Source organism: Bacillus sp. AMCV2, assembly GCF_056033925.1.
The window spans coordinates 1,371,560-1,397,207 of the sequence record NZ_JBVYIB010000002.1 but is presented as its reverse complement, the minus strand read 5'-3'; the positions used below and the strand labels follow the sequence as shown (position 1 = coordinate 1,397,207).

Genomic DNA, 25,648 nt, shown 5'->3' with positions numbered 1-25,648 from the left:
TTTTTAGGAGGACTGTCATGAAAAACATTCTCATTTTTCCTTTTTTAAGCATTTCCACCGGCCATCATCATGTGGCTGATGCATTGCAGGCTGAATTAGAGTCTCAAGGGCTGGCAGCTGAAAAGATTGATATCTTTTCACATGCGTATAGGCGGTTAGAAAAATTGTCCTCCGTAGCTTATTTAAAATGGATTCAATATTTCCCGAAAACGTACAGCGGCATTTACAGGCTCCTCGCCTGCGGAGAATTTCAGCATGATAAACGCTATTTCATGTACGAATGGCTGTTCACACAGCAAATGAGGCACATCCTCCAAGAAAAACAGCCTGATATCGCCTTCTGCACACATGCGCTGCCTTCTTATCTGCTGAACCGATTAAAGCCTGAATATCCGAATCTGACGGTTGTGAATGTATACACTGATTTTTTCGTGAATCAATTATGGGGACGGAAGAACATTGATTACCATTTTGTTCCGAGCACGGAAGTAAAGAAGCAGCTAATATCAGAGGGGATCGATCAGAACAACATATACTTGACCGGCATTCCAGTTCACCGAAATTTTGAAATGGAATCAGCAGATACCTTGCAGCACCATCCGCCATATACCATCATCATCACTGGGGGCAGTATGGGGGTCGGCGGGATTTTAAAATGGGTGCAGGAACTGTCGCCAGGCGGAAAGATCTTATACAAAATATTATGCGGCAGAAACGAAAAGCTCTACTGCTATGTCAAAAGTTTACACCACCCCTTGATTGAGGCGATTCCTTACCTTCACAGCAAAGCAGAGATGAACCGTTTGTACGAACAGTCGACAGGCATCATGACTAAACCCGGAGGCGTGACCATCAGTGAATGCTTACAGAAACGGCTTCCGGTATTTATTTATCATGCACTGCCGGGACAGGAGGAAATGAATTTAAACCTTCTACATGAAAGGAAGCTCGTCACAGATATGAGAAACTGGGACATGCAGAAAGCAGAAGAGTATATCACGGCATTTTTTCAATCGAACGAACAGATGAAGGAGTATAAAAAACACGTCAATGGATACCTTGGCGAAATGTCTGATAGGAAGATTGAAGATGTTTTAAAAAGAATCTTATAAAACAAAAAAACACTCTCCTGAAACAGAGAGTGTAGAATAGTTAACGAAACAGCAAATGCTGGCTGTGTATGCCTGCTTTCTTGAGCAGGACGATCAGCTGGTCCTGTTCATCAGGCGAAAGGCCTGAAAACGCTCTCGCAATACGCAGTGCATGAATCGGATAAATTTTATCCAAATACTCATTTCCCTTGTCAGTTAAATGTGCGTAAACAGAGCGTTTATCTTTCGGGTCCTGCTCCCTTACTAAAAACCCGTTTCTTTCTAGTTTGTCAATAACATATGTGACGTTTCCGCTTACAAGCAGAAGTCTCGACCCAATTTGCTGTAATTTTTGCGGGCCTCTTGTGTACAGGAGCTCCAGTACAGCAAATTCAGTGGGATTAAAACCGTGCTCTTTGCTATCACGGATACTATGTTCGGACACACTTTTGAAAGCCCTTGCAAAAACTCTGTACAAATTCATCGCACGCTCAACTTCTTCTTCGTTAAACGATAATCTCATCATATCTACCTCGTATATAGGATTTTTATAAAAAAATAATGAAAACCCTTACATATAATAAGAGTTCAGTCCCTTACTATACGTATTCGCTATAATTCGAGAAATTCCTTCTAAAAGCAAAAAAATCCTTATACATTATCTTGTATAAGGATAATTTTTATGATTTGTAATGCTTCGAAAGAAATATGCATATTCTTTCCGAAGCTCTGAAATCGTCATTTTGTTCATAACCTCTTTATTATAAACCCCAATCTGATAGAGTTTTTCAGAATAATGGCGTCGTTCTTTTTCTAAAGCGGATTTCAATAAATTACTCATAGCGTCCTCCTTCATTTTGAGGTATCCTATACAAAAGATACTCTTTTTAAATGAACGTGGTATGAATCTAATGTAAAGAATTTATGTTTACGAAGATTTTCGGTATTGTCCGTTTTGAACCGATCTTAATAATTGAAAAGCCTGTTCTCCGGCAAGCTGCATAAACGTCTCCAGCATTTCATCACGCTTGATATCCAACTCTATAATTTCTTTTGCCAGTGAGACCGCTTTTTCTTCCTCCATGATTATCCTTCCTCCTCGTTTGTTTGTTACATAAAGGATAAAACGCGCTTGGGTGTTACGCATTATTCTTGTTAATTTTTCTTCCGTGTTTTTTCAAAAATCTTCTATTTGATGTTAGAAAATATGACAAGCGTCAGGTTTTTTCTCTTTGTTTTTTATATACTATTATCAAAAGACATCCAGGGGTGGAAAAATGACCACAGAAGATCATTCTTATAAAGACAAAAAAGTGATTTCAATCGGAATTGTGAGTGAATTGACAGGATTGTCCGTAAGACAGATCAGGTATTATGAGGAACGAAAGCTCATTTACCCGCAGCGTTCTTCAAGGGGAACAAGAAAATACTCCTTTGCCGATGTGGAGCGGCTGATGGATATCGCCAATAAGCGTGAAGACGGCGTACAGACGGCAGAGATTTTAAAGGATATGCGCAAAAAAGAACAGATGTTAAAAAACGATCCGCAAGTGCGGAAAAAAATGCTGGAGGGGCAGCTTAATGCTCACTTTCGGTACAAAAACCGTTAAATAATAAAAGTCCGGCTCGCAGTTGAGACGGACTTTTTACGTTTATAATGAGTGAATGAATGCAGTGGCAATGCCAAAGTAGATTAATAAAGATAAAATATCGTTTAACGTTGTAATCAGCGGTCCAGAAGCAATCGCTGGGTCTACTTTCAGTTTGTGCAAAATAATAGGGATAATCGTTCCTGACATCGTGCCGATGATTAAGGTTAAGAACAGCGAAGAGGCGACAACAAATCCCAAAAGCGCATTCCCCTGCCATATGATGGAGACAATCGCAATCAGCACAGAACAAACCGCTCCGATAAAAATACTTGTTCTGAACTCCCGGAAGATCAGGCGCACAATCGTTTTTTTGTTCATTTCTTCTTTAGACAAACCTCTGATGACAACCGCGAGAGATTGTGTTCCCGTATTTCCTGTCATCCCTGACACCATCGGCATGAAAAACGCAAGCGCGACAACCTGCTTCAGCGCGTCTTCAAAATAGCTGATAATGCTTCCTGAAATCAGTCCGATAAACAAGAGTAAAATCAGCCATGGCAGGCGCCGGTATGCCGCCACGTAAGCTTTTGTGTCAAAGGTGATGTCTTTACCGGAAGCTGCAAATTTTTCGTAATCCTCATCAGCTTCCCGAATAACGACGTCGATAATATCATCGACCGTCACAATGCCGACAAGCACGTTGTTTTCTTCTACAACCGGTATTGCCAAAAAATCGTAACGTTCAATCAGGCGGGCAACTTCTTCCTGGTCCTGAAGAGCATCTGCTGATATGACGCGGGTAAACATTAAATCTTGCACCTTTTCTTCAGGTTCACCCAGAATCAAATCGCGGTAGGAAAGAACCCCAACCAGCTGTTTGCTTTCATTAATAACATATAAGTAGTTGATCGATTCAGCTATTTCAGCGAAGCTTTTCAGTTTGACGACCGCGTCTTTTACCGTGTAATGCTGAGGAATCCACACATACCGGTTTGTCATCATGCGTCCCGCTGAATCAGCCGGGTAATTCATCAAGAGCTGTACAGCTTTTGACTCTGACGCTTCCATGCTGGACAAAAGCTGTTCCTTCAATTCTTCGTCCATTTCTTCAAGCAATTGAGCGAGGTCATCGTTGTCCATTTTGTTCATCGCTAGTGTTGCTTTTGTTTTTCCGACTTTATTTAAGACGACAAGCTGAAATTCGCGTTCCAGCTCCCCGATCATATCAGTGATATCGTCTACAGTTAAATAAGATAAATAGCGGGCGCGGTGTTTTTCCGGCATTTCTTTAAAAATAAATGCCATGTCATAGGGCTGAAGCTCATCAATAACACTTCTGAAATCCCTGATTTTCCCGTCTCGCAGTAAAATAATGATGCGTAAAATGAGTTCGTCATAGGTCATGTTTTGAACCATCGGGACTCGTACCTCCTCTACGGAGACGTGCCGGCCTCGCCAGAAGGTGCGGCAGTTCGTCTCCTCATCGTGTAATCAATTGTCTTGCTGTCATAGTATATGGGTACTTCTTCAGATTGACTCGAATGGGGAGAATCCATACTCCGCACCTCCTTTGATTGGTTTCGTTTTAAAGGCATAAAAAAAGCCTTCGGGATTGAAGGTGAAAGAAGCACGGCAAAAAAAGCGTGCGGGCGCCTTCAATCGTAGAGCTTTAGCACTGTATGGCATAGGACAAGCATCCAGCTGCATTAAAAATCACCTTATGTCGATGATTTCTGTTGACCCATTGGCGTCTTTGGACATTTTTGGGCAGCAGCGTATCTCCATACAGGAGCCTCACCTAACGAAGTTCCTAATTGAATTGACACACTGAGATTACAGAAAAAAACAAGCTGTGTCAACTCAAAAAAGTAATAAATGCGCTTACATCACAATTACGGAACAAAACAAGGGCCTAAGCCCTTATTCTGTTGTTTGTGTCTCGTCATCTTCAGAAAGCAAATGATACGTTTCATGAAGAAATAAGGCATATTCTCCTTCCTTCGTCGGATGAGGGACATATTCAGCCTGATTGATGTATTGCTCCTCTTTCTTTTCCATGCGTTTCGCCTCCTTTTCTACTTAGATTGTCCAAAAGAAGGTTTCTTATCATGAAAAACCCCCGCTGCAGCGGGGGTTTTGATTAGTCATCTATCTCCTGTTTGATAATGCGTCCATCTTTTGCGGAAATTTCAAATTCTGTCTCAGTTCCTTGTTTCGTTTGGATTTCCATTTCATAGATGTAAGCACCGTCATCTTCGTCAAGCTTACTTTCCGTTACGGTTCCGCCTGTTTGCTTTAAAGCAATTTCTTCAGCTTCTTCTTTGGTTATGGCGACTTGTTCTGCTTTCTCCTTTAGCGGGTCATTAAGCGCTTGTTTTGTATGAATATCTACATATACGTCGTAGTCTTCACCTTCTTTTTCAATCTCCACTTCATAGACTTCTTTGCCGTTGTAAAGGTCTCTGTCAATGTCTTCTACTGTTCCGTCAACAACTGTTTTAGCAATTGCTTCTGCTTCTTGTTCAGTGAGTGCATCCGTCTTAGAAGAAGCCTGTCTGTTTTCATTGTTTTCTGTGGCAAACGCGTTGTAGCTGAATCCTCCGGCCGCTAGGCACCCTGCTAAAAGACCAACCATCCATTTTTTCTTGAGCATTTGTGAGTCCTCCTTTGTTTTGTATGAGTACAGTTTACACACTCAACATGAAAGGAAAACGAGAGCAAGATGAGAATTTGATGAGAAAACGTCAGTCTTCATACACAATGTTAGCTACCTTTCCTGTGTAGGCATTGATTTTCACTGTCGCTTCCTTATCATCAGGAAGATCAACGTCCACTTCAAAGATGAGAGTGCCCTCACTTTCTTCGAGATCTGCGTCATCCGCTGTTCCGCCCGTTTTTCGCTCTGCAATTGTTTTGGCTTCTTTTTTCGTAATCGGCGTTTTTTGTTGGTCTTTGCTGCTGATTTGATCGGCGGACAAGACTGTTTTTGCCTGCATGTCTACCTTTACTTCGTATGTTTTTCCATCTTCTTTTTGTATGGTATAAGTGGCAACTCGACTTTGCCGTGTTTGTTTTTTGATCGTTCCCGGCACCCGCTCAAGCGCAAGATGCTCAGCTTCTTTTTCTGTCATGGCAGATGGATTCACTGCTTTTACTCTATTCATTGAAAGAATGTCAGCCGATATTGCATCTGCTTTTACAAAGTAAGTTCCCTTTGGATTTTCAAGGGTTATATCATATGTTTTTTTATCCTTTGATTGTTTTGCTTTCGTGACGTTGCCTTCATAGGAGGCTTCGACTTTTTTTACGACAGTCTCCTTTGACAGTATGTTCTCATGGGTTTGCCGAATGATGAGAAACGTACAGATGATGACAACTAAAATGGCTGCTGCAGCAAAAGATACTGTTTTTATTGTTTTCGTCATCGGCCTCCCCCATTCTGTTCGCTGAATTGCATGGTGACAGCTGTTCCTTGTCCCGGCTTGCTTTTGACAGACAGCTCAATGCCATGCTCATCAGCGATTTGCTTGGCAATGGAAAGGCCTAAACCCGTTCCGCCTGTTTTTCTGTTTCGTGCCTCATCTGCCCGGTAGAACCGTTCGAACAAATGCGGGATATGCTCATCAGGTATTCCGATGCCTTCATCCCTCACTGATAGAAACGGCCGTCCATTCCTCGTTCCGGCTGACATCTCAATAGGCTTTTCACTATACTTGATTGCATTATCAAGCAAAATGGTCAACAGCTGCTTGATGCGTTCTTCATCAGCCTTTACAAGCAGGCTCTCTTTATCTGTTTCAAGCAATATGTCACGCTGATAAACGGACTGGAGCGTTTGCATAACCGCGCGCGTCGCTTCAATCAGATCGATTGTTTTCAGATCAAGCTCGAGTCCTTGATGGCTTTTGGCCAGCGCCAAAAGCTGATTGGTCAGTTTTTTCATATGCACCGCTTCTGAGTGAATGGCTTCTATCGACTCCTCAAGCACCTCCGGCTTTTTTGCCCCCCACCGCTTCATCAGGCTGCTGTAGCTTTCTATAATGGTGAGTGGCGTTTTCAATTCATGTGAAGCATCTTGAACAAATTGCTGCTGTTTATCATAGTGCTCCTTCAGCATCATTGCCATTTCATTAAATGTCAGCCCCATTTGATACAATTCATCGTTGGACTGTCCCTCTAAAGAAATCGTTTTAAATTCTTTGTCTCGCTGTATGTCTTTCATTGTGATCATTAATCGTCTGATCGGATTGATGATTCGGCGGGCTAGCAAGCTGCCGGCAAAAAAAGAAGCAATGCAGACAGCAGCACTTGCAGCGATTAAGATGATTTTCAACAGAAACAGACTCTCTTCTGTGTTCTCCAGTCTTTCAACCAGCTGAAGAGACACCACTTGTCCATCGGTCCAAATCACCGGAACAGCAGCCTCGGCAAACAGCTTGCCGTCATGTTTCCTCACATCTGCCGTTTCTCCGCTATGAAAAGAGAGAGGAAAATCTTTATAGGCTTTTTCTTTTGTGATCGTCATAACGGCTTTTTGATCACCATTCACTACACGCACCATGCCATTTGCCGGAAGATAGGCCTGCAGCATATCCCGCAAAGCCACTCCTTCTGTTTCAGCGGCACGCAGCGCTTCGGCAATGTTATCCGTCTCATCAGCAAGCCGGGCCGCATCCTTTGATGTCAGCGCAGACGAAAAAATGAGATATACTGCGGTATGAACCAAAATTAATAAAATCAACAGTGATATTGATGTGTATAGATGAATCTTGGTCTTCAGCTTCATCGTTTACCCCTTAATGGCATAGCCGACCCCGCGAATCGTATGGATCAGCTGTTTTTCGTAAGGATAGTCCAGTTTTTTTCTGATGTATCTTATGTAGACGTCCACGACATTTGTATCACCGATATAATCAAATCCCCATACCGAGCTTAGAATTTGCTCCCTTGTCAGCACTTGCTGCGGATGCTTTAGCATATAGACGAGCAGATCAAATTCCCGCGGCGTTAATTCCACCTCTTTGTCTCCGCGTCTCACTTCACGGGTTTTTTCGTTCACCCGCAAATCGTCATATGTAAGAAAGGTGCCGATATCTTCAGTTTTTGTTCCATTTTGCCGCAACGCCGCCCTGATTCTCGCAAGCAATTCCTCGATTTCAAACGGCTTGGTGACATAGTCATTTGCACCGATGTCCAGACCTGTTACCTTATCAGGAATACTGTCTCGCGCCGTTAATAATATGACCGGTGTCTGCGAATCCGTTTTTCTCAAGCGGCGCAGCACTTCCAGTCCGCTAAGCCCCGGAAGCATGACATCAAGAAGCACCAAGGAATACCCGCCTTCCGCTGCCGCATCCAGACCTTCTGTGCCATTGTGTTTGATGGTGACGCTGTATCCTTCATATTCCAATTCAAGCTGTAGAACCCTGGCGATTTTTTCTTCATCTTCCACAATTAATATGTGTCCTTTTTCCAAATTTGATCATCCTCTCCCGTCCCTATATGAAAAAAATGATTTCGTTGTTTACAAAATGATTCTTATCATCTATTATGATGTCAAAATAAAAAATTGTATACGGAAAGCACTAGGGGTGCTGTTTTGGCTGAGATAAAGCGCGAAAGAAACGCGCTTTGATCCCTTATGACCCGATCTGGATAATACCAGCGTGGGGAAGTGCAGGTTGACCGAATGGTGTATTTTTTTGTGCGCTTAATCGATCTATGACTGCATATTCCCTTAGGATATGCAGTTTTTTATTTTACCAAAAAAACAGGAGGTCGGAGAAATGGAGCATATTTGCGGTACAAGCAGAATCGCCGGTTTTCGCTTCTCTTTATATCCGATGACGGATGATTTTATCAGTGTGATCAAGTCTGCGCTGAAAAAAACAGATACATCCAAGGTTTGGACGAAAACCGACCATATCAGCACGGTGTTACGCGGATCGATTGATCATGTATTCGATGCTGCAAAAGCCATTTACCTTCATGCAGCAAACAGCGAACAACACATCGTCATGAACGGCACGTTTTCCATTGGATGCCCGGGTGACACACAGGGGGATACATATCTTTCCAAAGGTGATAAGCGTGTCAATGAAGATGCTGTCCAAGGCTTGAAGGCGGAAGCGCCGTGCCAATTTGCCCTTTATCCAATGAACGAGCCGGATTATATGGGATTGATTATGAAGGCTGTCGACATTGCAAAAGCCCAAGGCACTTTCGTACAGGGTGTCCATTACGCGAGCGAGCTTGACGGGGATGCGCATGACGTATTCAGCACATTGGAAGCCGTTTTCCGCATGGCCGAGCAGCAAACAAACCACATCACCATGACTGTGAATCTTTCGGCTAACAGTCCATCAAGAAAAAACAGAAAGCAGGGATAACATGAAAAGCTGGAAAGTAAAAGAAATTGTCATCATGTCGGTTATCAGTATCGTATTTGCCGTTGTTTATTTATTATTTACACATTTCGGAAACGTGCTTGCAGGTATGTTTGGGGCAATCGCCTATGAACCGATTTACGGCATTTGGTTTATCGTTTCTGTGATCGCCGCGTACATGATTCGAAAACCGGGTGCGGCGCTCGTTTCTGAAATCATTGCCGCTCTCGTTGAGTGCCTGCTGGGAAATCCGTCTGGCCCGATGGTCATCGTCATTGGCATTGTTCAAGGACTCGGGGCTGAGGCTGTGTTTCTTGCAACACGCTGGAAAGCATACTCTCTCCCTGTCCTTATGCTGGCCGGTATGGGGTCTTCAGTAGCCAGCTTTATCTATGATCTCTTTGTTTCTGGCTATGCAGCCTATTCACCAGGTTATCTGCTCATTATGCTTGTGATCCGCCTCATTTCCGGCGCGCTTTTGGCGGGGCTTCTCGGAAAAGCTGTCAGCGACTCTCTCGCTTATACAGGTGTGTTAAACGGAATGGCACTCGGAAAGGAACTGAAAAAGAAACGGAAGCGGGCGTCAGAACATGCAAGCCTTTGATGAGCTTCTGACGGTTGAGCAGCTCAGCTTCTCTTATGAAGAAGACGAGAAACCGGTTTTTCAAGACATTTCGTTTGAGCTTCAAAAAGGAGAATGTGTTTTATTATTAGGACCGAGCGGATGCGGTAAAAGCTCGCTCGCCCTTTGTTTAAACGGTCTATATCCGGAGGCTTGCGACGGCATTCAGTCCGGACATGCATTTCTATTTCAAAAGCCGGTCACAGATGCTGAAACCTCCGAAACGATTGCTCAGCATGCCGGGGTCGTTTTTCAGGATCCTGATCAGCAGTTCTGCATGCTGACGGTGGAGGACGAAATAGCGTTCGGGCTGGAAAATCTGCAAGTTCCAAAAGAAGCAATGACAGAGAAAATCAACGCCGTATTAGAAAAATTACGCATTACCCATTTAAAAGAAAAAACGATCTCAACCCTTTCAGGAGGACAAAAGCAGAAAGTGGCTCTCGCCTGTATTTTGGCGATGGAGCCTGAGCTTATTATTTTAGATGAGCCGACCTCTCTTTTAGACCCTTTCTCAGCACGGGAGTTCGTTCATCTGATGAAAGATCTTCAGCGGGAAAAAGGTTTCAGCCTCCTCGTCATTGAGCACCAGCTTGATGAATGGGCGCCTTGGATTGAGAGAACGATCGTGCTCGACAAATCAGGCAAAAAGGCGCTGGATGGCCTGACGAAAAATCTATTTCAGCATGAAGCGGAGACACTAAAGAAATTGGGCATCGCCATTCCAAAGGTCTGTCATCTGCAGGAAAAGCTGAGTATGCCGTTTACTTTATCAAAAGAGATGCTGTTCAAAGAGCCTATTCCTGCCGGGCATGCCAAAAAGAAGAAAGCCCCTTCTGGGGAGAGTGTGCTTGAAGTCAGCAGCCTTTCGTTCGCGAGAGGACCGCAGGCGATTTTCAAAGACATCAGCTTTTCGTTGCGCGAAGGTTCTTTAACGGCGCTTGTCGGTCCGAACGGAACTGGAAAATCGACGCTCCTATCAGTTTTGGCCCGTCTCATGAAACCGCAAAGCGGCAAAATCCTTCTTAATGACCAGCCGCTGCAGAAATATAAAGAAAAAGAATTGCGTAAACGGATGGGATTTGTTTTTCAAAACCCTGAGCATCAATTCGTCACCGATACGGTGTATGACGAGCTTCTGTTCGGCCAGAAAGCAAATGCTGAAACTGAGAAAAAAGCGCAACACCTGCTGCAGCGTTTTGGTCTTGCGCATTTGGCTGATCATCATCCGTTTGCGATCAGCCAAGGGCAAAAACGGCGACTGAGCGTTGCTACTATGCTCATGCATGACGTAAAGGTTTTATTATTAGACGAACCAACCTTTGGCCAGGACGCCCGCACAGCGGCTGAATGCATGGAAATGATTCAGCGTATCAAGGCAGAGGGAACCGCTGTCCTTATAATTACACACGATATGGAGCTAGTCTCTTCGTATGCTGACAGCGTGCTTGTGCTTCACGATACGGGCCTGGCCTTTGACGGATCTCCAGCGCAGTTGTTTTCTCAAGAAACAGGGCTTGTCCAAAAAGCAAAGCTCACCCTTCCCCTTCTATATGAATGGATGGCATATCAAGAGGAGGTGCGTGATGAAGCAGCCGTTACATCTCATTAATCCGACTGTGAAAGCGGCGGCGGTTTTTTGTTGTGTCGTCATGCTGTCGTTTATTTACAACCCTTACACTCCGGCATGTTTTTATATCATCATCGTTGCGGGCGTTCTACTGGCGGCCGGAATCCCATTGAAAAAATGGCTGTTGTTTACGATTCCGTTTTTGATTTTAGCATTCGGATGCGTGTGGACAGCCGCAGTTTTTGGAAAGGTGCCGACAACACCGGATAATTTTTTGTTTCAAGCAGGCCCTATCTCAATTAACAGCGATAATGTGTCTGTCGGCATCTCTCTCGGGTTTCGTATTTTATGCTTCTCCGCCTTATCGATGATGTTTGTTTTTACAACCGATCCGATTTTATTTATGCTGAGCCTTGTCCAGCAGTGCAGGCTCTCACCAAAGCTCGCGTACGGTGTCATTGCAGGCTTTCGCTTTCTTCCGCTGCTAAAGGATGAGGTCCAGCTGATTCAGCAGGCTCATAAAATCAGAGGAGGAGCGGCGGAGAGCGGCATCATTAATAAAATCAGTGCGTTAAAACGATATACCATACCGCTATTGGCAAGCGCCATCAGAAAAGCGGAACGGACAGCGCTTGCGATGGAATCGAAAGGTTTTACAGGAAGCAGAAACCGGACATATTACAGGACATTGAGCGTGAACCGGCGCGACTGGCTGTTCTTTTGCCTCGTTCTCTTGTTATTCGCAGGATCTTTTCTCGTATCTTTCTGTTTTGCCTCATAAAAAATCCGCTATCGACGATAGCGGATTTTTTCTTATTGATGATAATTTAATGCTTGGGCAAGGTTGGTTTTAATAGTAATATTCGAAAAGTCAATCCCCAGCTGTACAGCAGTTTGCGCAATTTCAGGCCTGATTCCTGACAGGGTTGACCGGACACCGATCAGATTAAGCGCCTCAATCAATTTAAAGATCTGGTGCGCCACCATCGTATCCACCACAACAACACCTGACAGATCGATTAACAGATGCTCCACACGTCTTTTCGCACAAGCTTGAAGCGTGTTTTCCAGAATAAACTTCGCCCGTTCGGTATCAATGTCACCGACAAGCGGCAGCAGAGCTGTTGATTTGCTCAGGGTAATGACAGGTGAGCTTAATTCCAATATCATTTCTCTTTGGGCGTTTAATTGCTGCTTGGCATTCATTTCAGCGTGATCAACGAATGTATAAATGGTGAAATCAAATACTTTTACAATCAAATCTGCCCATTTTTGCTTCTCTCCCGGTTCAAACGCTGATTCATTTTCTTCTGCGAACTTCTCAAAATACTTCGTATATAATCTCCTGTTTCTCATAAACTCCCGAATGACATACTGAACCGGTGTGTCGAGATGTTTTTGATCGTTGGTCAGCTCAATGACCCACTCTTGAAACTCTTCGAGAAATTGTTTTTCCGGTAAAACATACATGTAATTCAGATGCCGGTAAAATTCTCTGTCCTGCTCTTTCAATTCTTCCGTTACTGTTGCATTATGTAGGGCGTAAAGCGAATTCGGATCACTTTCCTCCATCGTTTCAATCCATTCCTCGGCCATTTGTTCCACATGCTCTGAAAAAAATGCATATAATTTTTCATTCAGTTTCATGACACTGCTCCTTTCCCCAACACTATTATAACTTGACTTACAGTTGAATCCCAGTCATACACGCCGAAGCCATCCAATATTTTGAAGATTACTAATTCTTTGGTGTGTATCCTATTTTTTCAAAATGCTTCAAATGGCTCTGTCCGAGCGCTTGCTTTTTTCATATAATATGAGGCAACACCCTTGAATCCACTTGAAAGCATAAAAAAGGAGGGCTTTTTTATGAATGGTGAAATCCGCTTGATCCCGTATGTGACGAATGAGCAGATCATGGATGTAAACGAGCTTCCTGAGGGCATTAAAGTGATTAAGGCGCCAGAAATGTGGGCAAAAGGGGTAAAAGGCAAAAATATTAAAGTTGCTGTATTAGACACGGGCTGCGACACAAGCCACCCTGATTTAAAAAATCAAATCATCGGCGGAAAGAACTTCACGGATGACGACGGCGGCAAGGAAGATGCGATTTCCGACTACAACGGACACGGCACACACGTCGCCGGAACAATTGCAGCTAATGATTCAAACGGAGGCATTGCCGGAGTCGCGCCTGAGGCAAGCCTATTGATTGTGAAGGTTCTTGGCGGCGAGAACGGCAGCGGACAATACGAATGGATAATTAACGGCATCAACTACGCGGTGGAACAGAAAGTCGACATCATCTCAATGTCCCTTGGAGGGCCAAGCGATGTGCCAGAGCTAAAAGAAGCAGTGAAAAACGCAGTGAAAAACGGAGTGCTTGTCGTTTGTGCAGCGGGAAATGAAGGTGACGGCGACGAACGCACAGAAGAGCTTTCCTACCCCGCAGCTTATAATGAAGTGATTGCAGTTGGATCTGTTTCTGTAGCGCGAGAATTATCAGAATTTTCTAACGCAAATAAAGAGATTGACCTTGTGGCACCAGGAGAAAACATCTTATCCACCCTTCCCAACAAGAAGTACGGTAAGCTGACCGGCACTTCAATGGCTGCCCCTCATGTCAGCGGTGCGCTTGCTTTAATCAAAAGCTATGAAGAAGAATCATTTCAAAGAAAGCTTTCTGAATCTGAGGTTTTCGCACAGCTAATCCGCAGGACACTTCCTCTTGATATTGCAAAAACGCTGGCAGGCAATGGATTCCTGTATTTAACAGCTCCTGATGAGCTCGCAGAAAAAGCAGAGCAATCACATTTGTTGACCCTATAAGATTATTTTTCTTATATAATATACACCACATCATGTAAATAAAAATTTCAAATTCTATGTTGACAATGAATTTGAATTACTGTTAAGATTACCAACAAATGATTCAACTTTTCAAAAAATTAATAACATTTTCTCTTATCGAGAGTTGGGCGAGGGATTGGCCTTTTGACCCCAACAGCAACCGACCGTAATACCATTGTGAAATGGGGCGCACTGCTTTTCGCGCCGAGACTGATGTCTCATAAGGCACGGTGCTAATTCCATCAGATTGTGTCTGAGAGATGAGAGAGGCAGTGTTTTACGTAGAAAAGCCTCTTTCTCTCATGGGAAAGAGGCTTTTTGTTGTGAGAAAACCTCTTAGCAGCCTGTATCCGCGGGTTAAAGAGAGTGTTTTACATATAAAGGAGGAGAAACAATGACAACCATCAAAACATCGAATTTAGGATTTCCGAGAATCGGACTGAACCGGGAATGGAAAAAAGCACTTGAAGCGTATTGGAAAGGCAGTACTGATAAAGATACGTTTTTAAAGCAAATCGACGAACTATTTTTATCCGCAGTAAAAACACAAATTGACCAGCAGATTGATGTTGTGCCTGTTTCTGATTTCACACAGTATGACCATGTACTCGACACAGCAGTCAGCTTCAACTGGATCCCGAAACGGTTCAGACATTTGACTGACGCTACCGATACATACTTCGCTATCGCCCGCGGAATCAAAGACGCTGTATCTAGTGAAATGACAAAATGGTTTAATACAAATTACCATTACATCGTTCCGGAATATGACGAGAGCATTGAGTTCCGTCTGACAAGAAACAAACAACTCGAAGATTATCGCCGGATCAAACAGGAATACGGTGTGGAAACAAAGCCTGTGATTGTCGGCCCTTATACGTTCGTTACGCTCGCTAAAGGCTATGAACCGTCCGAAGCAAAAGCGATCCAAAAACGCCTTGTGCCATTATATGTACAGCTTTTGAAAGAACTTGAAGAAGAAGGCGTAAAATGGGTTCAAATCGATGAGCCGGCGCTCGTTACCGCCTCTAGTGAAGATGTCCGCGGCGCAAAAGAGTTATTTGAAAGCATTACAAGTGAGCTTTCATCCTTGAATGTGCTTTTGCAGACGTATTTTGATTCTGTTGATGCGTATGAAGAGCTGATCTCTTACCCGGTTCAGGGAATTGGCCTTGATTTCGTTCACGACAAAGGCAGAAACCTGGAACAGCTTAAAACACATGGTTTTCCGACAGACAAAGTGCTGGCAGCCGGCGTTATCGACGGACGCAACATTTGGAAAGCGGACCTTGAAGAGCGTCTCGATGCCGTTCTTGATATTCTCAGCATTGCAAAAGTTGATGAACTGTGGATTCAGCCTTCCAGCAGCCTGTTGCATGTTCCGGTAGCGAAACACCCTGATGAGCATTTGGAAAAAGACCTATTGAACGGATTGTCCTACGCAAAAGAGAAGCTGGCCGAGCTGACAGCTTTGAAAGAAGGTTTAGTATCAGGAAAAGCGGCGATCAGCGAAGAGATTCAGCAGGCTAAGGCTGATATCCAGGCGCTTAAACAGTTTGCAACAGGCGCCAATTCTGAACAAAAGAAAGAGCTTGAGCAATTAACTGATAAAGACTTCAAGCGCCCGATTCCGTTTGAAGAACGTTTAGCCCTGCAAAATGAATCTCTCGGCCTTCCGCTTTTGCCGACGACAACGATCGGCAGCTTCCCGCAGTCTGCTGAAGTGCGGAGCGCACGCCAAAAATGGCGGAAAGCTGAGTGGTCCGATGAACAGTATCAAAACTTTATCAATGCGGAAACAAAAAGATGGATTGATATTCAGGAAGAATTGGAGCTTGATGTCCTTGTTCACGGCGAATTTGAACGGACAGACATGGTCGAATACTTCGGTGAAAAGCTGGCCGGTTTCGCCTTCACTAAATATGCCTGGGTTCAATCATACGGCTCACGCTGTGTCCGCCCGCCAGTCATTTACGGAGATGTTGAATTTATTGAACCGATGACAGTGAAAGACACAGTCTACGCACAGTCATTGACTTCCAAGCATGTAAAAGGAATGCTGACGGGCCCGGTTACAATCTTAAACTGGTCTTTCCCTCGAAACGATATCTCGAGGAAAGAAATCGCCTTCCAAATCGGGCTTGCCCTTCGCAAAGAAGTTAAAGCGCTTGAAGACGCAGGCATTCAAATCATTCAAGTCGATGAACCAGCGCTGCGCGAAGGCCTTCCATTGAAAACCCGCGATTGGGATGAGTACTTGACTTGGGCGGCAGAAGCATTCAGATTAACCACTTCTTCCGTGAAAAACGAGACACAAATTCATACACATATGTGCTACAGCAACTTCGAAGATATCGTTGATACAATCAATGATCTTGATGCCGATGTGATTACAATCGAACATAGCAGAAGCCACGGAGGATTTTTAGATTACTTAAAAAACCACCCGTATTTGAAAGGGCTTGGCCTTGGTGTATATGACATTCACAGCCCTCGTGTGCCGTCAACTGAAGAAATGTACAATATTATCGTTGATGCGCTTGCCGTCTGTCCGACTGACCGCTTCTGGGTAAATCCGGACTGCGGATTGAAAACAAGACAGCAGGAAGAAACGGTTGCAGCATTGAAAAACATGGTTGAAGCCGCAAAACAGGCAAGAGCACAGCAGACACAGCTAGTATAATTTGAAAAAACCATCTGCATTTGGCAGATGGTTTTTTCTATTAGAAAGCGGAAATCGGTTTCCGATGCTTCCCGTCCCCTTCTATTATTATTTCGGCTGTTCCATTTTCATCAAATTCCACAAGGCTCAATGATGTATCATGTATGTAAGCAGAATTCCATATGTCATTAACGCGTCTTCCCTTTATGATATTTAACAGCATTAATATAAAGACAGAATGGGTAACCAAGAGAACATTACCGGAAGAATGGCTGTCTAAAATCGTTTGGAGTGCCAGCCTTACCCGGTTTTCAAAGTCAAAAAACGTTTCACTTCCCTGCTGGCGATAAGCTTCGGGATAATGAAAATAAGCGTGAAAAAGATCTGGTTCGTCCCTTTCAATATCCTCTTGTTTTTTCCCTTCCCATGAGCCCAGTGACATTTCTCTGAACATATGATCTATCACCAGCGGGAGCCTGCGCGACCCTAGTGCGGTTTTTGCTGTCTCTTCTGTCCGCTTGCTCGGGCTGATGTATACCTGATTCAATTCAATATCCTTCAGACGCTCCCCAAGAGCACGGGCATTGTACAGCCCAAGTTCTGTTAAATCAGAATCCATCCAGCCCTGCATCCGTTTTTCTACGTTCCATTGGGTCTGTCCGTGTCTGGCAATATATAAATGCAGCATGATTACCCCTCCTCTTTTCTCCTCTTATCTTAGCAAATCCCCCAAAAACTTTGTTTATTTTACACTTTTTTGAGAATGTTCTTTGCCCTTTTTTCGGCTATACTAATAACACTCTATTGACAGGAGGGATTGGGATGAATCATGAAACGTTCTTAAAACGGGCTGTCACTCTCGCATGTGAAGGAGTGAATGCAGGAATCGGCGGGCCTTTTGGAGCCGTTATCGTGAAAGACGGAGTCATTATTGCCGAGGGACAGAACAACGTCACAACAAGCAATGATCCGACTGCCCACGCGGAAGTCACTGCTATTCGGAAAGCCTGTAAGGTGCTAGGAGCATACCAGCTTGATGACTGCATTTTGTATACGAGCTGTGAACCATGCCCAATGTGCTTGGGCGCCATCTACTGGGCCCGGCCTAAAGCCGTTTTCTATGCAGCTGAGCACACTGACGCTGCCGAAGCCGGGTTTGATGATTCATTCATTTATAAAGAAATTGATAAACCTGCTGAAGAAAGAACGATCCCCTTTTATCAAGTGACTCTTATGGAGCATTTATCCCCGTTTCAGGCATGGCGGGATTTTGCCAACAAGAAAGAATATTAAAAGGATCAGGCATGTGCGGCCTGATCCTTGTTATTTCTCCAAGTAGCCGCTTTGCCCTGTGCAAATACAAAACAGCAATCATGCGAGCCGGAATTCAGCTTGGCAGACACCGAGCCAGCCGCCCCCTTCATCTGTAACTTTTGCAGGCTTTAAACGCTGTGATCGCTTCTCTGACGTTTTATCAATAATCTGTGCCCACTCCTACCCCGTTCCGCGTCAATTCATAATGGATATAAGTCTGAATCCATTTATAAGAAATGTCTCAGACCTCGAAAAGATCACACCCGCTCCGACACAAAAAAACATCCTGAGAACCCTCAGGATGCCGGTCATTATTTTAATTCTAGTTTTACATCAACATTTCCTCTGGTTGCCTTTGAGTAAGGACAGAATTCATGAGCGGCGTTGACAAGCTCTTGTGCCTTTTCCCGATCTAAATCTTTCGTGTTCACAACAAGTGTGACACCAATTTTAAACCCGCCGTCGCTCTCATCCTTCATGAGGCTGACCTGCCCTTCAATCTCCGAATCAATTTCGATATTCTGCTCTTTGGCTACGTGTTCGAGCGCGCCGCCGAAGCATGCAGCATACCCTGCCGCAAAGAGCTGTTCCGGATTTGTGCCGGTTTGTCCTTCTTTTTTGGCATTTGGCATGACAATATCAAAATCAAGAACACCGTCATCTGATGTAATATGTCCTGCCCGTCCGCCTCGCGCGGTTACTTTTGCTGTAAATAGTGACATATTTCCCAACCTCCTTATTTGTATCTAGTTGTTATATTTCCCTTTCTGATCTTTTTAAACATGCTAAGTTTGCCGAGAATAGGAAAAGTGAGGTTTTTCAGATACAATAGAATCGAATGACAAAAAAGAGTTGGTGAACAAAATGGAAAATAAATTTGATCATATGAAATTGGAGAATCAGCTTTGTTTTTTGCTATATGCGAGTTCGCGGGAAATGACAAAGCAATACAAGCCGCTGCTTGATAAGCTGAATATAACATACCCTCAATATTTGGCTTTGCTATTGTTATGGGAACATGAAACGCTTACTGTCAAAAAAATGGGCGAACAGCTGTATTTAGATTCAGGGACGCTCACTCCGATGCTTAAACGAATGGAACAACAGGGTTTGATTACGAGAAAAAGATCTGAAGAGGATGAGCGGTCCGTGTTGATCAGCCTGACAGAGGACGGAGCGTTATTAAAAGAAAAAGCGGTTGATATTCCAGAGACAATTCTGGGGCTCTCAAAGCAGTCTGGGGAGGATCTCAAACAGTTAAAATCCGCTCTATATACATTGCTGGAAACACTTCATCAAAAAAATTGAGGATGCCTTGTACAGGCATCCTCTTTTTATTTATTCAGCAACTTCAAGTGTCACATCAATATTTCCGGAGGTTGCTTTTGAATACGGGCAGACGCCGTGCGCTTTTTTCACAAGCGCCTCCAATTCTGATGCACTGACTCCTTCTCCTTTTACTTGCAGCGTCACACCCAGCTTATAGCCCTGGTCTGCTTCATCCTTTAACAGGCTTACATTCGCCGTAACCTCTGTCTCTACTTTTACCCGTTCTGTTCTTGCGACAAGCTGCAGGGCGCTGTCAAAGCAAGCTGCATAACCTGCTGCAAACAGCTGCTCTGGATTTGTCGCTTTTTCTAATTTCTTGGCTCTCGGTGTCCCCGGCATTGCGACATCAAGCTCAAGAACGCGGTCTGATGAAATGACCTTTCCTTCTCTTCCTCCTACCGCTGAAACAGTTGCTGTAAATAATGGCTGACTCATTTTTCATTCCCCCAATATATTTTATACAATTAAATTGTACACAATTAAATTTGATATGTCAATTTTTCTCGTATAAAAAAAAGCTAATCTCGTTACGAGATTAGCTTTTTCATTGAACATTGCCCCGCTATTCACGGATTTGCCCAGTTCCTTTAATGATGTATTTTGTAGAAGTCAGTGCAGGAAGCCCCATCGGTCCTCTTGCATGAAGCTTTTGCGTGCTGATGCCGATTTCGGCTCCGTAGCCGAATTCAAAGCCGTCGGTAAAGCGGGTTGACGCGTTATGATAGACAGCAGCAGCATCGACAGCCGTTTGAAAATATGCCGCGTTTTTGTCATTTTCAGTTAAAATCGCTTCAGAATGATTGGTGCCGTATTGTTGGATATGCTTCACAGCTTCTTGGACGTTTTCAACCGTCTTTACGCTGAGGACAGGCGCTAAAAATTCGGTTTCCCAATCTTCTTTTGATGCTTGTTTGCTTGAAGGATGAAGTTCACATACCAATTCATCACCGCGAATTTCAACTCCCGCGTTTTCCAGCTGGTTCAGCAATTCTTTCCCGTGCTGTCTTGCCCAAGCCTTGTGAATCAGCAATGATTCAATCGCGTTGCATACGGAAGGGCGCTGCGTTTTGGCATTTACGACAACCTTTTCTGCCATTTGCGGTTTGGCTGTTTCGTCAATGAATATGTGGCAGTTTCCTGCTCCCGTTTCTAATACAGGAACTGTTGATTCTCTCACAACGAGATCAATCAGTTTCTTGCCTCCGCGCGGAATCAATACGTCTAAGCCATCATTTAACGTAAAGAGCTCTTTTGCTGTCTCTCTGCTCGTATCCTCAATCAGCTGCACAGCGTGAATCGGAAGCGCTGATTGCTCAAGTGCTCTGTGAATGACACTGACGAGCGCTTTGTTGCTGTGGATGGCTGAGGAGCTCCCCCGCAGCACAACCGCGTTCCCTGTCTTCAGGCAAAGGGTAGCCGCATCAACTGTGACGTTTGGCCTCGCCTCATAAATCATTCCTACGACACCGAGCGGCACACGGACTTTTTCAATAAACAGGCCGTTTTCTTTTTCAATCGTTTCAAGAGAATCGCCGATTGGGTCCGCTAAGTCGATTAAGAGCTCCACCGCGTCCGCGATATCGCGTATCCGTTTCTCATCCAGCGTGAGACGGTCAATGATGTCCGGTGTTAAACCATTCTCTTTTCCGTTCTCAATGTCTTTTGCATTCTCCGCCAAGAGAAAATCCAGTTCTTTGCGGAGTCCGTTTGCAATGAGGCTGAGCGCCTCATCCTTCTCGGCTGTTGTTTTCATGATCATTTCGGCTGCTGCTTCTTTCGCCAGCTTCGCTTTTACAGAAACTTCACTCATTTTTCCGCCTCCTAGTCTTTTACATTGACCCAGTCATTCCTATGAATAACCTCAAACGTTTTCTCAAAATCAAGTTCGTCACTGCGTTTGCCTTTGGCCTCCATAATCTCCTCAGAGGAGTAATGAGTTTGGCCTTTGCCGATCACGCCGCCCGGTCCCCTGACTTCCACAACCGCCCCTTTCGGAAAGCTCCCGTTCACACCCACAACGCCAGCGGGCAAAAGACTGCTTCCATTATGGATCATCGCCTCTTCGGCACCCGCATCAATGATAATTTCTCCCGATATCGGCGAGTGGAACTGAATCCACTGCCTTGTGTTGTTAACCGAAGATAGTTCTTTGTCTCCGATATAAGTGCCGTCTCCCCTGCCGTCCAAAATATCCGCAAGTTTTTGCTCTCCGCTGCCTGTTCCAATGAATACTTTCACTCCCAGAGACAGCGCGGTTTGTGCGGCTAACAGCTTTGATTTCATTCCGCCGGTGCCGACCTTTGATCCGGCTGAACCTGCATATCCAAGCAATTCAGGCGTGATCTCCGGCAAATAATCAAATCGTTTCGCCTCAGGATTTTCATTCGGATTTGCATCATACAGTCCGTTGATGTCGGTGAGAATCATGAGCTGGTCCGCGTGAATCAATCCGCTGACTAACGCAGAAAGCATATCATTATCTCCGAATGTCAATTCTTCAACAGATGTAGAATCGTTCTCGTTGATAATCGGAATGACGCCGCGTTCCAATAATTCCATTATCGTAGCATACGCGTTTCGGTACCGTTCTCTTTTCGAAAAATCATTTCTCGTTAAAAGGATTTGTCCCGGAGTCAGTGAGTATTGTTTAAATTGATTCATATATTGCTGCATTAACAGTGTTTGTCCGACCGCGGCCGCCGCCTGTTTTCCTTTGATGGTAACGGGGCGGGACGGATAACCGAGGCTGGAAAACCCCGCCGCAACGGCACCCGAGGTAATCAGAATCATTTCATGCCCCGCTTTTTTTAACACGGAAATCGCCTGAACATGCTCTCTGATTTTTGCCTCATCAATGCTTCCTTTGCTATTCGTGAGCGAACTGCTTCCTATTTTCACTACTATTCTTTGTTTTTTCATTTATTCTCCTCCGCGGCTCTTCTACAATAAAAAAACCCATTTCATCCTGATTCATAAGGACGAAATGGGTTTCCGTGGTACCACCTTGATTGAACGTGCTTGTGCACGCTCCGCTCTCCTGTAACGCCAGGTTATGCGCCTAGGTTTTCCCCCTAGGACTCCAAGGCAGGTTCGGCAGGTTTCATGCGGCAAAATGTTTCAGCGATTCATTTTGCTCTCTGTCACAGAAAGGTCTGCTTACTAATCCTCTTCAACGCTCAATGATTTTTTTATATTATGCAAAGAAAAAAGACACTTGTCAAGGTTTTTTGTCATCAAAAATAGCCCGCATTGCGCGGGCCTCTTGCAGTCTAGTTAAAGACGATTGTTTTATTTTCATGAACGATGACACGGTCTTCCAAATGCCATTTCACAGCACGGGCAAGCACGCTGCGTTCAATTGTTCTTCCGATGTTTTTCAGCGCTTCCGTATTATCACGGTGGTCCACGCGCTCAATATCCTGTTCAATGATCGGCCCTTCATCAAGATCGTTTGTCACATAGTGAGATGTCGCACCGATCAGTTTCACGCCGCGCTCGTAAGCCCGTTTGTACGGATTCGCACCGATAAAAGCAGGCAGGAATGAATGGTGGATATTGATGATGCGATTCGGATGAGCCGAAACAAAATCAGGAGTTAGAATCTGCATATAGCGTGCGAGCACGATGACATCAACATCGTACTGCTCCAGCAGTTCAAGCTGCTTCTTTTCGACTTCCGCTCTGATGTCTTTGTTCGCTTTCATATAGTGGAATGGAATGTTCAGGCGCTCAACCAGCTCTCTCGCTTCCTCATGGTTACTGATGACAACAGCGATCTCCGCCATCAGGTTGCCGGTTTGCCATTCCCAAATCAGCTCATGCAGGCAGTGGAGCTCCTTTGAAACGAAAATAGCGACACGCTTCAGTTCGCTTGCCAAAGTTAAGCTCCATGTCATGTCGAATTTATCCGCAACAGAGGCAAACGCCGCCTGAAGAGATGCTTTTTTCTCACGAATGCCCGCGCAGTCGAATTCGATTCTCAGGAAAAACCGGCCGCCTTCAGGGTCTGTCGTATATTGATTTGATTCTATAATATTGGCACCGTGTTCAAATAAAAACGCGGAAACGGCAGAGACGATACCCGGCTGATCGGGGCAGCTGACCAAGAGCCGCCCTTTATCCTCATTTCCGTCACGGTATTCGTCCAACCGCTGAGTCATATATGATTTCATGAATAATCCCTCTTATCTTTGTAAGTCTAAACTATTTATCCATTATACTGAAGATTTGATAAAAATCAATTTATGACAGAATTTTTAAACCAACCGCTGAGCATAAAATCAACGCGATAAAGAAGATCCGTTTGGCGTCTTTCTGCTCCTTGTAAAAGAGGATGCCGACAAGCGCCCCGCCGGCGGTGCCAATCCCTGTCCAGACCGCGTAAGCCGTTCCCATCGGAATGGTTTCCATTGCGTACGACAGCAAGGAAAACGAAGCGGCAAAACCAACAATGATCAACAGCACCCATTTCACGCTTTTTTCTTTCGCATATTGATTCATAAGGGCCACGCCGGCCATTTCTAAACAGCCCGCGCACAATAAACTGATCCAGTGCAGCATTATGCCTCGCCTCCTTTTTCCTCTGTCTCATCCTGTGTCACAAGCTTCAATCCGATTACACCGATTAAGAGCACGCCAATTAACAATAGCTTCGGCCATCCAACCGGTTCATGAAACAGAACAATTTCACTAAGTACTGTTCCCGCTGTGCCGAGTCCGGTAAAGACGGCATATACGGTACCAACAGGCAGACTGTGAGTTGCTTTTATTAGAAGATAAAAGCTGAATATGATGCCGATGGCAGTGCCGCTCCATGTTAAGGCTGAGTCAGCGTGCTTTAAGCCTATCACCCAAACAACCTCGAAAACAGCGGCAAGCACGACCAATCCCCATTTCATTTTGAGTCATTCCTTTCTATCTTTTAAGATTCTCCGAAAACAAAAAAACCCCGGACAGTCGTCTCACATGAGATTGACTCTCCCGGGCTTTTTTCCCTCCGTGTGCATACGCGCTTCTATTTACGCGTATGTGTTTTCTCTCGGACCAGTCCATGTCAATTGACATGCGGAACCCTAGAAAACTTTACATGATATCATCATACTAAACTCAGCTCTATCTTTCAATTGTAAGATTTTCTTTCATATACCGCGATCGGTTTATTCCATTTTCTGATCGTTTTGCTGTAATGCATGCCGATTTTCTCCGCTACCCGTATGGACGCTTTATTACCCGGGTCAATCAAAGCCGCCATTTTGCCGAACTGCCGCTCGTTAAAGCCATAGTCCAGACAAGCCCGAGCCGCTTCTTGCGCATAGCCGTTCCCCCAATGGCGGCGGGCAAACATATAGCCAATTTCCATTACGGTTTGATTTTCGATCTGCTGGGGAACGATGCCGCATTGCCCCAAAAACGCCCCTGTCCGCTTATCTTCGGCGATCCACAGACTAACGCCGTACCCTTTTTCATTTCGTTGGTTCCAATTGACCCACTCGCGGGTTTGCCTCTTATCTTTTAAACCGGAATAATATCTCATGACGTCAGGATCATTAAAAAGCAGCCCAAACAAAGTGGCTTGATCCTGATCTTCCATACAGCGCAAACGAATTCGATCGGTCACAAGCTTCGTTTTAGCGTTCATACTTCGCCACATCCTGCTTCCATTCTTTTTTGAGAGCTTCAATATGTGCCTGATGATAGCGGTTATGATCTGCCATATGCCAAATTCCCCATCGTATCGTCGCGGTGTCACCTTCGAAGGAAAGCGGCTGGTTCAAAGCATGTTCAGTTAAAGTGAAGCATACCGATTTCAGCTCGTCTACTACATGCTGATGTCTTTTCAGGAGTTCATCTAAGTCTGGCTGATTCAACGGTTCAGGCAGCCGTCCGCTTTTATCTGTAATCGGGCCGTATGCCTGTTCAATATGGTCCGGTATCCGATTTTCCTTGATACGCCAGACCCATCTGATATCAACATTTGTGATATGGTGCAAAAGCTGAGCCGTGCTGTTTTTTGTTTGGCAGCGCCCCTTATAGTAAAGTTCACTGTGTGTCATATGGCTTACGATAGAAGCCAGACGGAGACTGTTTTCTTCCACTGCGGAATACAGCAGACTGACCGTTGGCGCCATGTCGTTTCGTATGGATAAGTCCTTCATGTTCAGTTCCCCTCCTAACTAGGTACATTTGACACCAAACAAAAATTTCCTTTAAAAAAGAAAAAAGCCCTCATTAC

The 25,648-nt window shown here is 44.6% G+C and carries 30 protein-coding genes, 1 pseudogene, 4 riboswitches and 1 other annotated feature; of the genes and pseudogenes, 10 read left to right on the top strand and 21 right to left on the bottom strand.

The features are described from left to right. Nucleotides 1-17 precede the first annotated feature (17 nt). Nucleotides 18-1,147 (top strand): annotated as a pseudogene (locus AC0OMA_RS07440) (MGDG synthase family glycosyltransferase). Nucleotides 1,148-1,152: 5 nt separating this feature from the next. On the opposite strand, the gene AC0OMA_RS07435 reads toward AC0OMA_RS07440, so the two are convergent. From AC0OMA_RS07435 to AC0OMA_RS07425, 3 genes are all read right to left on the bottom strand, one after another. Further along, the gene (locus tag AC0OMA_RS07435) at nt 1,153-1,617 is read right to left on the bottom strand and encodes a MarR family winged helix-turn-helix transcriptional regulator (protein ID WP_003232536.1); all 465 of its coding nucleotides are present in this window, start codon (nt 1,615-1,617) and stop codon (nt 1,153-1,155) included. Nucleotides 1,618-1,749: 132 nt separating this feature from the next. Then, the gene (gene ykoL, locus AC0OMA_RS07430; RefSeq protein ID WP_003245766.1) at nt 1,750-1,932 is read right to left on the bottom strand and encodes a stress response protein YkoL; all 183 of its coding nucleotides are present in this window, start codon (nt 1,930-1,932) and stop codon (nt 1,750-1,752) included. A gap of 87 nt (nt 1,933-2,019) precedes the next feature. Continuing rightward, the gene (locus AC0OMA_RS07425; protein ID WP_003232538.1) at nt 2,020-2,175 is read right to left on the bottom strand and encodes a hypothetical protein; all 156 of its coding nucleotides are present in this window, start codon (nt 2,173-2,175) and stop codon (nt 2,020-2,022) included. A gap of 193 nt (nt 2,176-2,368) precedes the next feature. Between AC0OMA_RS07425 and tnrA the strand changes: the two genes are divergently transcribed. Further along, complete coding sequence (tnrA, locus tag AC0OMA_RS07420) at nt 2,369-2,701, top strand: MerR family transcriptional regulator TnrA (RefSeq protein WP_003232541.1); 333 nt, start codon at nt 2,369-2,371, stop codon at nt 2,699-2,701. 42 nt (nt 2,702-2,743) lie between these two features. Here tnrA and mgtE read toward each other — a convergent pair whose 3' ends face one another. From mgtE to ykoG, 7 genes are all read right to left on the bottom strand, one after another. Then, nucleotides 2,744-4,099, bottom strand: coding sequence for a magnesium transporter (gene mgtE / locus AC0OMA_RS07415; RefSeq protein ID WP_003232543.1), 1,356 nt, complete (start codon nt 4,097-4,099; stop codon nt 2,744-2,746). Nucleotides 4,100-4,116: 17 nt separating this feature from the next. Further along, a complete protein-coding gene (locus tag AC0OMA_RS07410; protein ID WP_009967087.1) occupies nt 4,117-4,239 on the bottom strand; it encodes a hypothetical protein in 123 nt (40 codons plus the stop codon). A 91-nt stretch (nt 4,240-4,330) separates the two neighbouring features. Beyond that, nucleotides 4,331-4,496, bottom strand: a riboswitch (M-box (ykoK) riboswitch). Between the two features lie 107 nt (nt 4,497-4,603). After that, nucleotides 4,604-4,741, bottom strand: a complete 138-nt coding sequence (locus AC0OMA_RS07405; protein WP_003218541.1) for a transcriptional regulator SplA domain-containing protein — start codon at nt 4,739-4,741, stop codon at nt 4,604-4,606. Between the two features lie 82 nt (nt 4,742-4,823). Beyond that, a complete protein-coding gene (locus tag AC0OMA_RS07400) occupies nt 4,824-5,336 on the bottom strand; it encodes a PepSY domain-containing protein (protein WP_003232544.1) in 513 nt (170 codons plus the stop codon). Nucleotides 5,337-5,427: 91 nt separating this feature from the next. Beyond that, the gene (locus tag AC0OMA_RS07395; protein ID WP_181218986.1) at nt 5,428-6,108 is read right to left on the bottom strand and encodes a PepSY domain-containing protein; all 681 of its coding nucleotides are present in this window, start codon (nt 6,106-6,108) and stop codon (nt 5,428-5,430) included. After that, a complete protein-coding gene (gene ykoH, locus AC0OMA_RS07390) occupies nt 6,105-7,469 on the bottom strand; it encodes a two-component system sensor histidine kinase YkoH (protein ID WP_181218984.1) in 1,365 nt (454 codons plus the stop codon). The genes AC0OMA_RS07395 and ykoH overlap by 4 nt, the downstream gene beginning before the upstream one ends. A gap of 3 nt (nt 7,470-7,472) precedes the next feature. Next, nucleotides 7,473-8,159 (bottom strand): two-component system response regulator YkoG, encoded by a 687-nt coding sequence (gene ykoG / locus AC0OMA_RS07385; RefSeq protein ID WP_003232551.1) that lies wholly within the window; start codon nt 8,157-8,159, stop codon nt 7,473-7,475. Nucleotides 8,160-8,260: 101 nt separating this feature from the next. Further along, nucleotides 8,261-8,373: riboswitch (TPP riboswitch) on the top strand. 96 nt (nt 8,374-8,469) lie between these two features. On the opposite strand from ykoG, the gene thiU reads away from it, so the two are divergent. Genes thiU through thiX form a run of 4 tightly spaced genes read left to right on the top strand, consistent with a single transcriptional unit; the run spans nt 8,470 to nt 12,042 of the window. Next, a complete protein-coding gene (thiU, locus tag AC0OMA_RS07380; RefSeq protein WP_181218982.1) occupies nt 8,470-9,072 on the top strand; it encodes an HMP/thiamine ABC transporter substrate-binding protein ThiU in 603 nt (200 codons plus the stop codon). Nucleotide 9,073: 1 nt separating this feature from the next. Further along, nucleotides 9,074-9,673: an ECF transporter S component gene (locus AC0OMA_RS07375; protein ID WP_181218979.1), complete on the top strand. Its 600-nt coding sequence runs from the start codon at nt 9,074-9,076 to the stop codon at nt 9,671-9,673. After that, complete coding sequence (locus AC0OMA_RS07370; protein ID WP_181218977.1) at nt 9,660-11,303, top strand: ABC transporter ATP-binding protein; 1,644 nt, start codon at nt 9,660-9,662, stop codon at nt 11,301-11,303. Before AC0OMA_RS07375 ends, AC0OMA_RS07370 begins: the two co-directional genes overlap by 14 nt. Further along, entirely contained in the window at nt 11,278-12,042 is a 765-nt protein-coding gene (gene thiX / locus AC0OMA_RS07365; RefSeq protein ID WP_015483146.1) for an HMP/thiamine ABC transporter permease ThiX, read from the top strand. Before AC0OMA_RS07370 ends, thiX begins: the two co-directional genes overlap by 26 nt. 32 nt (nt 12,043-12,074) lie before the next feature. Here the strand turns inward: thiX and rsbRB are convergent, their stop codons facing one another. Beyond that, nucleotides 12,075-12,908, bottom strand: a complete 834-nt coding sequence (gene rsbRB / locus AC0OMA_RS07360; RefSeq protein WP_003232560.1) for an RsbT co-antagonist RsbRB — start codon at nt 12,906-12,908, stop codon at nt 12,075-12,077. 222 nt (nt 12,909-13,130) lie between these two features. On the opposite strand from rsbRB, the gene isp reads away from it, so the two are divergent. Both isp and metE read left to right on the top strand, forming a co-directional pair. After that, nucleotides 13,131-14,090: a serine protease Isp gene (gene isp / locus AC0OMA_RS07355; RefSeq protein WP_003232562.1), complete on the top strand. Its 960-nt coding sequence runs from the start codon at nt 13,131-13,133 to the stop codon at nt 14,088-14,090. Nucleotides 14,091-14,222: 132 nt separating this feature from the next. Then, nucleotides 14,223-14,378: riboswitch (SAM riboswitch) on the top strand. A gap of 127 nt (nt 14,379-14,505) precedes the next feature. Next, a complete protein-coding gene (gene metE, locus AC0OMA_RS07350) occupies nt 14,506-16,794 on the top strand; it encodes a 5-methyltetrahydropteroyltriglutamate--homocysteine S-methyltransferase (protein WP_003232565.1) in 2,289 nt (762 codons plus the stop codon). A gap of 40 nt (nt 16,795-16,834) precedes the next feature. Here metE and AC0OMA_RS07345 read toward each other — a convergent pair whose 3' ends face one another. Then, nucleotides 16,835-17,461: a histidine phosphatase family protein gene (locus AC0OMA_RS07345; RefSeq protein WP_015383476.1), complete on the bottom strand. Its 627-nt coding sequence runs from the start codon at nt 17,459-17,461 to the stop codon at nt 16,835-16,837. Nucleotides 17,462-17,595: 134 nt separating this feature from the next. Between AC0OMA_RS07345 and guaD the strand changes: the two genes are divergently transcribed. Next, entirely contained in the window at nt 17,596-18,066 is a 471-nt protein-coding gene (gene guaD / locus AC0OMA_RS07340; RefSeq protein WP_015483143.1) for a guanine deaminase, read from the top strand. Between the two features lie 332 nt (nt 18,067-18,398). Here the strand turns inward: guaD and ohrB are convergent, their stop codons facing one another. Further along, nucleotides 18,399-18,809: an organic hydroperoxide resistance protein OhrB gene (gene ohrB, locus AC0OMA_RS07335; protein ID WP_015383474.1), complete on the bottom strand. Its 411-nt coding sequence runs from the start codon at nt 18,807-18,809 to the stop codon at nt 18,399-18,401. Between the two features lie 142 nt (nt 18,810-18,951). Here ohrB and ohrR point away from each other — a divergent pair, with 142 nt between their 5' ends. Then, on the top strand, nt 18,952-19,395 hold the full coding sequence (gene ohrR / locus AC0OMA_RS07330) for an organic hydroperoxide resistance transcriptional regulator OhrR (RefSeq protein ID WP_014476587.1): 444 nt from the start codon (nt 18,952-18,954) through the stop codon (nt 19,393-19,395). A 30-nt stretch (nt 19,396-19,425) separates the two neighbouring features. Here the strand turns inward: ohrR and AC0OMA_RS07325 are convergent, their stop codons facing one another. The 8 genes from AC0OMA_RS07325 to AC0OMA_RS07290 all read right to left on the bottom strand — a co-directional run bounded on the left by AC0OMA_RS07325 (nt 19,426) and on the right by AC0OMA_RS07290 (nt 25,571). Continuing rightward, complete coding sequence (locus tag AC0OMA_RS07325) at nt 19,426-19,851, bottom strand: organic hydroperoxide resistance protein (protein ID WP_003232574.1); 426 nt, start codon at nt 19,849-19,851, stop codon at nt 19,426-19,428. A 127-nt stretch (nt 19,852-19,978) separates the two neighbouring features. Continuing rightward, nucleotides 19,979-21,226 (bottom strand): glutamate-5-semialdehyde dehydrogenase, encoded by a 1,248-nt coding sequence (gene proA, locus AC0OMA_RS07320; RefSeq protein ID WP_015383472.1) that lies wholly within the window; start codon nt 21,224-21,226, stop codon nt 19,979-19,981. A gap of 11 nt (nt 21,227-21,237) precedes the next feature. Further along, on the bottom strand, nt 21,238-22,335 hold the full coding sequence (proB, locus tag AC0OMA_RS07315; protein ID WP_014479591.1) for a glutamate 5-kinase: 1,098 nt from the start codon (nt 22,333-22,335) through the stop codon (nt 21,238-21,240). 52 nt (nt 22,336-22,387) lie between these two features. After that, nucleotides 22,388-22,598, bottom strand: a binding site (T-box leader). An 87-nt stretch (nt 22,599-22,685) separates the two neighbouring features. After that, the gene (purU, locus tag AC0OMA_RS07310; RefSeq protein WP_015383471.1) at nt 22,686-23,588 is read right to left on the bottom strand and encodes a formyltetrahydrofolate deformylase; all 903 of its coding nucleotides are present in this window, start codon (nt 23,586-23,588) and stop codon (nt 22,686-22,688) included. Between the two features lie 70 nt (nt 23,589-23,658). Beyond that, nucleotides 23,659-23,976 (bottom strand): multidrug efflux SMR transporter subunit YkkD, encoded by a 318-nt coding sequence (gene ykkD, locus AC0OMA_RS07305; protein WP_014476583.1) that lies wholly within the window; start codon nt 23,974-23,976, stop codon nt 23,659-23,661. Further along, nucleotides 23,976-24,314 carry a multidrug efflux SMR transporter subunit YkkC gene (gene ykkC, locus AC0OMA_RS07300; protein WP_015383469.1) on the bottom strand — a complete coding sequence of 113 codons (339 nt, stop codon included), beginning with the start codon at nt 24,312-24,314 and terminating at the stop codon, nt 23,976-23,978. Before ykkC ends, ykkD begins: the two co-directional genes overlap by 1 nt. A gap of 77 nt (nt 24,315-24,391) precedes the next feature. Continuing rightward, nucleotides 24,392-24,503: riboswitch (guanidine-I (ykkC/yxkD leader) on the bottom strand. 32 nt (nt 24,504-24,535) lie between these two features. Beyond that, nucleotides 24,536-25,054, bottom strand: a complete 519-nt coding sequence (locus AC0OMA_RS07295; protein WP_015483142.1) for a GNAT family N-acetyltransferase — start codon at nt 25,052-25,054, stop codon at nt 24,536-24,538. Beyond that, the gene (locus AC0OMA_RS07290; protein WP_015483141.1) at nt 25,044-25,571 is read right to left on the bottom strand and encodes a DinB family protein; all 528 of its coding nucleotides are present in this window, start codon (nt 25,569-25,571) and stop codon (nt 25,044-25,046) included. Before AC0OMA_RS07290 ends, AC0OMA_RS07295 begins: the two co-directional genes overlap by 11 nt. Nucleotides 25,572-25,648 lie beyond the last annotated feature (77 nt).

Bases quoted from the DNA above. Each gene is read 5' to 3' on its own strand.
- isp (WP_003232562.1), top strand. From the start codon at position 13,131: ATGAATGGTGAAATCCGCTTGATCCCGTATGTGACGAATGAGCAGATC.
- guaD (WP_015483143.1), top strand. From the start codon at position 17,596: ATGAATCATGAAACGTTCTTAAAACGGGCTGTCACTCTCGCATGTGAA.
- AC0OMA_RS07325 (WP_003232574.1), bottom strand. From the start codon at position 19,851: ATGAGTCAGCCATTATTTACAGCAACTGTTTCAGCGGTAGGAGGAAGA.
- AC0OMA_RS07435 (WP_003232536.1), bottom strand. From the start codon at position 1,617: ATGATGAGATTATCGTTTAACGAAGAAGAAGTTGAGCGTGCGATGAAT.
- AC0OMA_RS07290 (WP_015483141.1), bottom strand. From the start codon at position 25,571: ATGAAGGACTTATCCATACGAAACGACATGGCGCCAACGGTCAGTCTG.
- AC0OMA_RS07410 (WP_009967087.1), bottom strand. From the start codon at position 4,239: ATGGATTCTCCCCATTCGAGTCAATCTGAAGAAGTACCCATATACTAT.
- thiX (WP_015483146.1), top strand. From the start codon at position 11,278: ATGAAGCAGCCGTTACATCTCATTAATCCGACTGTGAAAGCGGCGGCG.
- proB (WP_014479591.1), bottom strand. From the start codon at position 22,335: ATGAAAAAACAAAGAATAGTAGTGAAAATAGGAAGCAGTTCGCTCACG.
- ykoH (WP_181218984.1), bottom strand. From the start codon at position 7,469: ATGAAGCTGAAGACCAAGATTCATCTATACACATCAATATCACTGTTG.
- metE (WP_003232565.1), top strand. From the start codon at position 14,506: ATGACAACCATCAAAACATCGAATTTAGGATTTCCGAGAATCGGACTG.
- tnrA (WP_003232541.1), top strand. From the start codon at position 2,369: ATGACCACAGAAGATCATTCTTATAAAGACAAAAAAGTGATTTCAATC.
- proA (WP_015383472.1), bottom strand. From the start codon at position 21,226: ATGAGTGAAGTTTCTGTAAAAGCGAAGCTGGCGAAAGAAGCAGCAGCC.
- ohrB (WP_015383474.1), bottom strand. From the start codon at position 18,809: ATGTCACTATTTACAGCAAAAGTAACCGCGCGAGGCGGACGGGCAGGA.
- AC0OMA_RS07425 (WP_003232538.1), bottom strand. From the start codon at position 2,175: ATGGAGGAAGAAAAAGCGGTCTCACTGGCAAAAGAAATTATAGAGTTG.
- ykkD (WP_014476583.1), bottom strand. From the start codon at position 23,976: ATGCTGCACTGGATCAGTTTATTGTGCGCGGGCTGTTTAGAAATGGCC.
- AC0OMA_RS07395 (WP_181218986.1), bottom strand. From the start codon at position 6,108: ATGACGAAAACAATAAAAACAGTATCTTTTGCTGCAGCAGCCATTTTA.
- AC0OMA_RS07405 (WP_003218541.1), bottom strand. From the start codon at position 4,741: ATGGAAAAGAAAGAGGAGCAATACATCAATCAGGCTGAATATGTCCCT.
- mgtE (WP_003232543.1), bottom strand. From the start codon at position 4,099: ATGGTTCAAAACATGACCTATGACGAACTCATTTTACGCATCATTATT.
- purU (WP_015383471.1), bottom strand. From the start codon at position 23,588: ATGAAATCATATATGACTCAGCGGTTGGACGAATACCGTGACGGAAAT.
- AC0OMA_RS07345 (WP_015383476.1), bottom strand. From the start codon at position 17,461: ATGCTGCATTTATATATTGCCAGACACGGACAGACCCAATGGAACGTA.
- thiU (WP_181218982.1), top strand. From the start codon at position 8,470: ATGGAGCATATTTGCGGTACAAGCAGAATCGCCGGTTTTCGCTTCTCT.
- AC0OMA_RS07295 (WP_015483142.1), bottom strand. From the start codon at position 25,054: ATGAACGCTAAAACGAAGCTTGTGACCGATCGAATTCGTTTGCGCTGT.
- ykoL (WP_003245766.1), bottom strand. From the start codon at position 1,932: ATGAGTAATTTATTGAAATCCGCTTTAGAAAAAGAACGACGCCATTAT.
- ohrR (WP_014476587.1), top strand. From the start codon at position 18,952: ATGGAAAATAAATTTGATCATATGAAATTGGAGAATCAGCTTTGTTTT.
- AC0OMA_RS07370 (WP_181218977.1), top strand. From the start codon at position 9,660: ATGCAAGCCTTTGATGAGCTTCTGACGGTTGAGCAGCTCAGCTTCTCT.
- AC0OMA_RS07400 (WP_003232544.1), bottom strand. From the start codon at position 5,336: ATGCTCAAGAAAAAATGGATGGTTGGTCTTTTAGCAGGGTGCCTAGCG.
- rsbRB (WP_003232560.1), bottom strand. From the start codon at position 12,908: ATGAAACTGAATGAAAAATTATATGCATTTTTTTCAGAGCATGTGGAA.
- AC0OMA_RS07375 (WP_181218979.1), top strand. From the start codon at position 9,074: ATGAAAAGCTGGAAAGTAAAAGAAATTGTCATCATGTCGGTTATCAGT.
- ykkC (WP_015383469.1), bottom strand. From the start codon at position 24,314: ATGAAATGGGGATTGGTCGTGCTTGCCGCTGTTTTCGAGGTTGTTTGG.